Source organism: Gluconobacter japonicus, assembly GCF_002723975.1.
Lineage (GTDB): Bacteria > Pseudomonadota > Alphaproteobacteria > Acetobacterales > Acetobacteraceae > Gluconobacter > Gluconobacter japonicus.
Window position 1 is genome coordinate 1 of the sequence record NZ_BEWO01000049.1, and the last position, 6,836, is coordinate 6,836.

Annotated in this window: 12 protein-coding genes; 4 read left to right on the top strand and 8 right to left on the bottom strand. The window is 56.0% G+C overall.

The features are described from left to right. Both GJA01_RS14755 and GJA01_RS14760 read left to right on the top strand, forming a co-directional pair. On the top strand, positions 1-576 hold a 576-nt coding region (locus GJA01_RS14755), incomplete at its 5' end, for a hypothetical protein (protein ID WP_099282482.1). A gap of 703 nt (positions 577-1,279) precedes the next feature. Then, on the top strand, positions 1,280-1,882 hold the full coding sequence (locus tag GJA01_RS14760; RefSeq protein ID WP_062022177.1) for a contact-dependent growth inhibition system immunity protein: 603 nt from the start codon (positions 1,280-1,282) through the stop codon (positions 1,880-1,882). A gap of 255 nt (positions 1,883-2,137) precedes the next feature. Here GJA01_RS14760 and GJA01_RS15370 read toward each other — a convergent pair whose 3' ends face one another. After that, positions 2,138-2,371 (bottom strand): hypothetical protein, encoded by a 234-nt coding sequence (locus GJA01_RS15370; RefSeq protein WP_156470261.1) that lies wholly within the window; start codon positions 2,369-2,371, stop codon positions 2,138-2,140. A 184-nt stretch (positions 2,372-2,555) separates the two neighbouring features. On the opposite strand from GJA01_RS15370, the gene GJA01_RS14770 reads away from it, so the two are divergent. Both GJA01_RS14770 and GJA01_RS15375 read left to right on the top strand, forming a co-directional pair. Next, positions 2,556-3,038: an Hsp20 family protein gene (locus tag GJA01_RS14770; RefSeq protein WP_062022174.1), complete on the top strand. Its 483-nt coding sequence runs from the start codon at positions 2,556-2,558 to the stop codon at positions 3,036-3,038. 72 nt (positions 3,039-3,110) lie between these two features. Further along, positions 3,111-3,353 carry a hypothetical protein gene (locus tag GJA01_RS15375; protein ID WP_169925654.1) on the top strand — a complete coding sequence of 81 codons (243 nt, stop codon included), beginning with the start codon at positions 3,111-3,113 and terminating at the stop codon, positions 3,351-3,353. 150 nt (positions 3,354-3,503) lie between these two features. Here the strand turns inward: GJA01_RS15375 and GJA01_RS14775 are convergent, their stop codons facing one another. From GJA01_RS14775 to GJA01_RS14805, 7 genes are all read right to left on the bottom strand, one after another. Continuing rightward, complete coding sequence (locus GJA01_RS14775) at positions 3,504-4,061, bottom strand: phosphate-starvation-inducible PsiE family protein (protein WP_062022170.1); 558 nt, start codon at positions 4,059-4,061, stop codon at positions 3,504-3,506. Between the two features lie 172 nt (positions 4,062-4,233). Further along, on the bottom strand, positions 4,234-4,506 hold the full coding sequence (locus GJA01_RS14780; RefSeq protein WP_231875841.1) for a hypothetical protein: 273 nt from the start codon (positions 4,504-4,506) through the stop codon (positions 4,234-4,236). After that, the gene (locus GJA01_RS15685) at positions 4,503-4,853 is read right to left on the bottom strand and encodes a hypothetical protein (protein ID WP_231875840.1); all 351 of its coding nucleotides are present in this window, start codon (positions 4,851-4,853) and stop codon (positions 4,503-4,505) included. The genes GJA01_RS14780 and GJA01_RS15685 overlap by 4 nt, the downstream gene beginning before the upstream one ends. A 357-nt stretch (positions 4,854-5,210) precedes the next feature. Then, the gene (locus GJA01_RS14790) at positions 5,211-5,480 is read right to left on the bottom strand and encodes a hypothetical protein (RefSeq protein WP_062022163.1); all 270 of its coding nucleotides are present in this window, start codon (positions 5,478-5,480) and stop codon (positions 5,211-5,213) included. 399 nt (positions 5,481-5,879) lie between these two features. Beyond that, positions 5,880-6,080, bottom strand: a complete 201-nt coding sequence (locus GJA01_RS14795) for a hypothetical protein (RefSeq protein ID WP_062022159.1) — start codon at positions 6,078-6,080, stop codon at positions 5,880-5,882. A gap of 42 nt (positions 6,081-6,122) precedes the next feature. After that, positions 6,123-6,461: a sensor histidine kinase gene (locus tag GJA01_RS14800; RefSeq protein ID WP_099282484.1), complete on the bottom strand. Its 339-nt coding sequence runs from the start codon at positions 6,459-6,461 to the stop codon at positions 6,123-6,125. Positions 6,462-6,605: 144 nt separating this feature from the next. Then, positions 6,606-6,836, bottom strand: a 231-nt coding sequence (locus GJA01_RS14805; protein WP_145993810.1) for an integrase core domain-containing protein, incomplete at its 5' end; no start/stop codon positions are given.

A 6,836-nucleotide genomic window follows, 5' to 3' on the forward strand; every position in this document is an offset into this window, starting at 1 on the left:
GGTGAAGTTGTCACCAGTGTTGCGACCCTGGGGTTGGCGCAGGTCATCTGGGCACCGGTCAAGGCTGGAACCCGTCCACAGTTGCACACGGTTCTGTTCTGTTTTGGCAGTAACGACAAACTTGTCGACATTTATGACAAGGATCCGACGGATTCCACCGGCCCCGATCATCTGATCATTAACCGTACGGCCTACAGCACGCCGGTTGTCGCAGCACCGGCTGCACCGGCTCTTCAGGCGGAGGTGACAGGACTGCCCGGTCAGCCTGTGAGCGTCACACCGGTTGCTGTCGCGCCTGCGCCTGTTGAGGCCGCAGCACCCGCTCCGGGTGCACCGACTACGACGGCCGATGGCGCACCAATCATCTATGAAAAGGCCGTTGCACCAAAGGCGGCGGAAGCCGCTGGTGCGATCAGCCTGGATAACATGGCGCAGGAAGCGACGACCGGGCTGCAGCAGGTTCAGACGGGCAAGGCCAAGGTTCAGGCGGGCGCAACGGCAGATGATCTGAACTCAATCAGTTCCCAAAAGGCTGTTGCCGCAAATCATGCGGTGCTGTCTGGTAAGGCGGATTGAGCGTACCCATCAGCTAGTACTATCTTCCGGATCATCCGAGGCAACTTACGGAGTGTCTACTATCTCAGATGCGTCGTTCTATTACACTGAATGGCTGTTTTCTGATCACAATATCTGGCTGCCTGTCTGGTCTCATGCAGGCAGCTTTGGGGGGATTGTGTTGAAAAAGTCAGGTTGAGGTGTCTGCTCAGGATTTTGTATGCAATTGCGAATGAAAATTCTCCATGATTACAGTGCTCTATACGTTATGACATCGAACCTAAATGTCGAGTGCAAACTCCAGTGGGACTTTTTCAACATAATCGGGGGAAAGCCGAAGGTCAGCTTCGGGCCCGCCTGACGCCGATGCAAACAATGAAGCATCCGAGCATGGGGTTGAGAAGTCAGGTAATGACGATAGCGATAAGGTACTCAATACACAACAAGCCAGCTACCAAGCTAATTCTGCCGAGATTAAATGGTATGTAGTGGCCGACCTAAAGAAGATAACCCTGTATCAAACAGGGAGTAGAAGGGCGTCTTCAAATTCGTATGTCGTGTTTGCTCAGGCTGAAAGTGAGTCTTATTGCTTCGAGATGGGTATCCGGTCTGTGACCACAACGGAGGCTCAGTGGGAGCAGATCTGTCAGGCTTATCGTGGAGCTATGACAGCCTACACTCCGAGCGACGTGAAGCCTCTGACTTTTGAGATTGATGAAATCAAATGACCCAGACCTACTTTACGCCCGAACGCATCCGGTGGCTTCATAGCAAGCGTGTTGGGATTGTCATGTCTCCAAAATTTCTGGTGATCGAGTGCAAAGAAATTTGGGGAGGCAGTTATTTCTCGCGCACAGGTTGGAGTACGCATGCTCCCAAAGACGCTCCACCACTTTGGATCGGAAAGAACTTTCGCAAAGCTCTTCTGTCCAGCGAATATTTCAACAAGCCTGGAGAGCCTTCCTTGGACAGAAAAGAGGTCGATGCCATGTCGAAAGCTTCGAATGCGCACCGTCTGGCTTTCTGGGAGGAGGTTGCCTCAACGTACGGCTATAAGAAACGTGAACAGGCAGGGTCCTGCTGCGATGCGGTCTCTGCCGAGTGGCACTATCTTATGGATGATTTTGTTATTTTGACGCCCACCAAGAGGACGACTGGCGGCCACTTTGCATGGCCATCCAATACAAAGCAGCATAAAGAAAAAGTCATGCATGTCCCGCGGTCTGTCTCAGATGAAGATCTGGGACTGGCGGTTCAGCAAGCCCTCTCCCGATGTGAAGTGCCTAAGCGGCAAACGGTCAATATGCTAGGCCGGCAGCCAACCTGACGCCTGCCAGACACTTTGACAGAGTGGCAGAAGCTTTAGGTGTGACGTGATGGGGATTGATGTCCGGCATGAAGGCGTAAGCAGCAGGTCCGCTTTCGCCTACATCCCGGACATACAAGCCCCCATTCGCCAAGCTCCTAAGTGGACAGTCCGCAATCACCATGAGCTGATGGAGTTTCCTCCCACCCGAGTGCATTCTCCGCTCGGCTGCATACAAGCAGCCCCTTCTGAGAACGTATCATAGAACAAGACATGTCAGATGGGGTGGAAGGCCTCCTTGCGGCATTGATGTGCCATACCGGCGGTTGATAAACCTTCTGAAGGAGACCGCCCACCCCAACTGACAGCTAGCGGCGCGACCAGGACTGGTGGTGGAACGACAACTGGTGGTCCAGCATAAATCCACGGCCAGGCCTCCGCCGGAGCGGCACTCAGCATGGTCGCGGCGAATGCCGCGGCCAGCAACTTCCATCCGATGCTATCAGGCATTGTTCTGGTCCACTCTGAACACGCGAACGATTGAGGACGCTCAAACCTGCCTTTCTGCATTTTTGATACCTCTTGACACCATGCACGGAGTGCCCAGATTGAATCTGCCGGCCGCCGAAGGGGTCGGCAGACAGAACTATCAGTTTTGATCTTGTGTCCATGTTGCTCAAAGGAGGATATGGCTATGAGAGCCACCGTTGATTTTGCTCCCCTGTTCCGTTCGAGCGTGGGTTTTGACAGAATGCTCAACGCCCTTGATCTCGCCAGCCGGATTCCGGCGGTCGATAACTGGCCGCCTTACGATATCGTCAAGACCGGTGAGGATGATTACCGGATCGACATGGCGGTTGCCGGACTTGCCGAGGCCGACCTTACGATCACACAGGAGCGCAATACTCTTGTCGTGACAGGACGAAAGGCGCCGGAGCCGCAAAGCGCCGCCGAATATCTCCATCGGGGTATTGCGGGCAGAGAATTCGAACGCCGCTTCGATCTGGCCGAGCATATGAAAGTCACCGATGCGCACTTCGAGAACGGACTTCTGTCCATTACTCTGAAACGTGAGATACCCGAAGCGATGAGGCCGCGTCGTATCGCGATTACGTCCTCTACAGCACGTGCGGAGGAAGCCGTGCCCCAGATTGAGGCGCGGAAAGAGGCAGCCTGATGGCGTGACGAAAACTCTCCCCCGGCCATTCATCCGGCCGAGGGAGAATCTCGAAAGGTCATGAGCATGAAGATGATGAAAATATCTCGGTCGTGCGCTGCTCTGAGCTTGTCTCTACTGAGCCAGTCGGACGCACATGCTGGTGATGTTGTCCGGACGACTGCAACATCGTTCGATGCAAGGGCGACTGAGGGAACGTCCACAATCCCCGAAACCGGGGCTCGCACTCATTACGAAGACGGCACAGGTGATATGCTGGTCGACAGCTTGAACGCAAGCCAGGTGGATCAGAACTACAAGGGGCCGGTCTATTAACCCGGGCAACCCATTCCGCCGTTCCGGCCCATCGACACAGATCATCCGGCACCGTCAGGTCCAGAGACGGCGAAGAAGACGTCCTCATCGCACGAGACATAGTGGGGATTGAGTAAAGGCGGCGTTATAGACCGCCTTTACTTCGATTCTTCAGGATGAAGACCGTTCAGGCTCACAGCGGGCCGCAGGATTATCTTCGAGATGCGCCTGTTCCCTGGCATCGCGCGCGACACGCGCATCCTGCTCGCGGACCAGCCAGTAGACGGCACCCAGCGCCAGAACAGCCGCCGAGAGAGCGAATAGTTCCATGGCAGTCACATCATGCAGATCCAGCAGGATGAATTTGCGGGCAATCGCCAGGAGGGCGATCAGGACGATGGTCCGTACCCGGATGACGTTCTCATGCTGGGCAAGAACGACCAGCAGGGAGTGTTTGAATTCAAGGGCGATGATAACAGTAAAGATCGCGCCAAAAATCGCCTGGAAGATCGTCTGGTTGATCGGATCGATTCCGACATCCACGGCCAGATGCCATACCGCGCCGATCAGATGAATCGTCGCGATGGCGGTGACCAGCATGATGAGCGCAATCAGGGTCAGAATGATCGCCTGTTCAAAACGCTCGTAGAATGTCAGGCCCCTGAACAGCTTGATGAAGTGGGACCAGTCCCTGCTCTGCCAGGAACGTTTCATGGAGAGGTCTTCCATAGCCGTTTTCCCATCTATGAATTGAGTTATAGTTCCTACGTCGTGGCCCTTCCGGCGTACATCCGGTTCAAAGCCGCTGCCAGCGTGGCAGGCGACAGGACAATGTTCGGGTAAGGTCTCGCACGCCTTTTGGCAAGGCCAATGTCAGTTGATTTTCGAGGTCTCCCAACGACTAGCCCAAGGCCTTGGCCATGTGCGTGCGGTCAGCGACAGGCAGGAGTTTTTGGACCACGGCGACGGTCGTCGCTTCCGGGTCTGGCGCGGTTCTCCAGCGAGATACCAGGTGGTAAATCAGATGGTCAGCCGCCCGACGCATGAGGCCGCCGTATCCGCGGTCTTTTTCCTCGTAGCTGAGATAGTAGGCAAGCAGGACCGCCAGTTCTGTGCTGATCTGAACGGTCGGAAGCGACATAATTTTGTTCGGCCTGTCCGTGTGAAGAGTCATGGTGCACTCCTCAGGCCGGACCGCGTGTCACCCGATGTCAGAGCCGTCGCATCCAGAGGACTGACGCTCAAGCCAGAAACAGTGGCGGTGACGTCGATCTGCACGGAACCGAACAGATGCAGGAGGGCGACCTGAGGCGTATAGGCGCCCTTGACGGCTGCCGAGGTCCTGCCGTCCATAAGGATCGGGTCGATAAGGACCGGGCACCCGGTCTGCCGGCTCAATATCTCGATGGCGCGGGCCAGTGGCATGGATGGAATGTTTACCGGCTGCTTTTCTGTCTCGCACGACAGCACATCATGCGGCGCATGGGCCGATGCCGGCGAGGCCATTCCGACCAGCAGCATGAGGACGAGACCGACAGCGACGTATGGTCTCTCCCTATGCCGAAGGCGCCGAGGTTGCTTGGCCGTCTGTTCCGCTCGCTCCGTCTTTCCCGCGGAGTGCGACCAAACTGGCCGCATTGCCCCCCGTGAACGGGGCACGGGGGGATGGTTATTCCAATAGTCCTGAAGCGCCTTCAGGTTGAGAAAATGGATAAAACTCGACATCTCCCTGTTCTCGCTGCTTTTGACGTCATCTTCAGAAACGCGGGACCTCCGATGGAAGGCCCCGCTCCACCCTCTCATTCGTGCGGCCGTTCCAGAAAAGATGACGCTTCCGCTCGGAGAAGGCGTTTCTGATCTACCCGGCGCGGTTGTGCCTTACGCCGCGACCGGAACTGGCGGTGCGGCTCTTGCCCACATGGGGACACGGAACGCGAGATCAGAAGCCAGAGGATCACACCCGGCAGGGGTGACCGTGCCCGCCTGGATCAGGCATTCCAGCGTAGAGCGAAGTCTGATCCCCGGTATACCGGTATGGGCCACCAGAGACGTCAGCATCACGCCACGTCCGTCATGACCGAGGCGGCGGAGCACGGAGAGGACACGCGGAGCGAGCGGATCGTCTCCAAAAAGGGGGCGCGTTACCATGATACGCCTCCCTCCAGTCGGTTGCGCCATCTCCGGGCGGCTGTGTGCAAGGAGCGGCGATAGCGGGAATAAAGTCCTTTCAGTGTCGACGTCCACATCCTCCGATTAAAGCAACATGGACTTCAGTTGCCTGGCTCACAGAGCCTATGCCGGACCCGATGGCGTCCAGCGAAAGAAAAATTGGAAGAGATGCCTGCCTCGTCAAGAGGACACGAAATGCATATTCTTTTTCATGAATAATTTTATTATTTATATTTGTATTTATTTTATGTGGCGGTGTTGCGGGTGGAAATTACATGGAGGTGTTTATATTAGTCAAATATCATAGCGATGATCGCAGAAAATCAATATATTTTCCTTCTATAATGGTGGCCCAGGGTTTTCCGGCCACCACCCGTCTTACAGAGCGCTTCCAGTGTGTCCGTTCGTCGGGTCTTCCGTCAGCGTCTCGACGGCGGGCGTCAGAGCCGTCGAACCAGCCTTTTGATCTCCGAGATTGTCAACTGCCATCTGCGCAGCGAGCGCCGCACAGGCGTTGCTTCCGGTGCGTGACACATGAACGATTCCCATCACCTCGACGTTCATGACCAGCATGGTCATGCACGAAATGGGCTTCGTGCGGGTGCAACTTGAACATTTTTCTTAGAAGCAATCACGAGGTATCCGGATGCATGCTGTAAGACCCGGCCCGTCGCTTCGACCTTCTAGTTCGATTGTGCCGCCGATTCTGTCGATAGCCCGGGCAACGATGGCTAGACCAAGTCCGCTTCCCATACCCGGCGTATTGCCAAGCTGGTAGAAGCGGCGGAAAACGTCAGCCCTGCTGGCTTCCGGAATACCTGGTCCCCGGTCTGAGATGTCGATGCAAAGAGATTGCGAGCTATCTTGCTCGATCGCATAGAGCCGGACCTCGACAATTCCACCGGAGGCCGCATGGATCATGGCGTTTTCCATCAGTGCCGACAATGCTGTTTCCAGCATGGCGGGATCAGATGTAAGGACCGTCGGTCCGTCGCTGTCAAATGAGAATGCGACGCCGCTTTGCGCAGCAAGGAGTGCCTGTCGAGAGGTGGACCCGTCCGTTCGGACAGTTTTGTGGGCTTGATAAGCTATACCCGGTTGTTGTTATGCCGCCATTCTGACGGCGTTGCTGTTGGCCATCTGGTCCGGGGTTAACCCCGGACCAGATGGCGTCGGCACGCCATGATACGCCTCATCGGGCGTGCGTCCAGCCAGTGCTGCGTGCGGACGCTGCCCGTTATAATGGGTGATCCATTTCGTGAGCCCCACTCGAAGTTCTGATCCGGTCTCAAATGCGTGCAGGTAGACACATTCGTATTTCAACGACCGCCACAG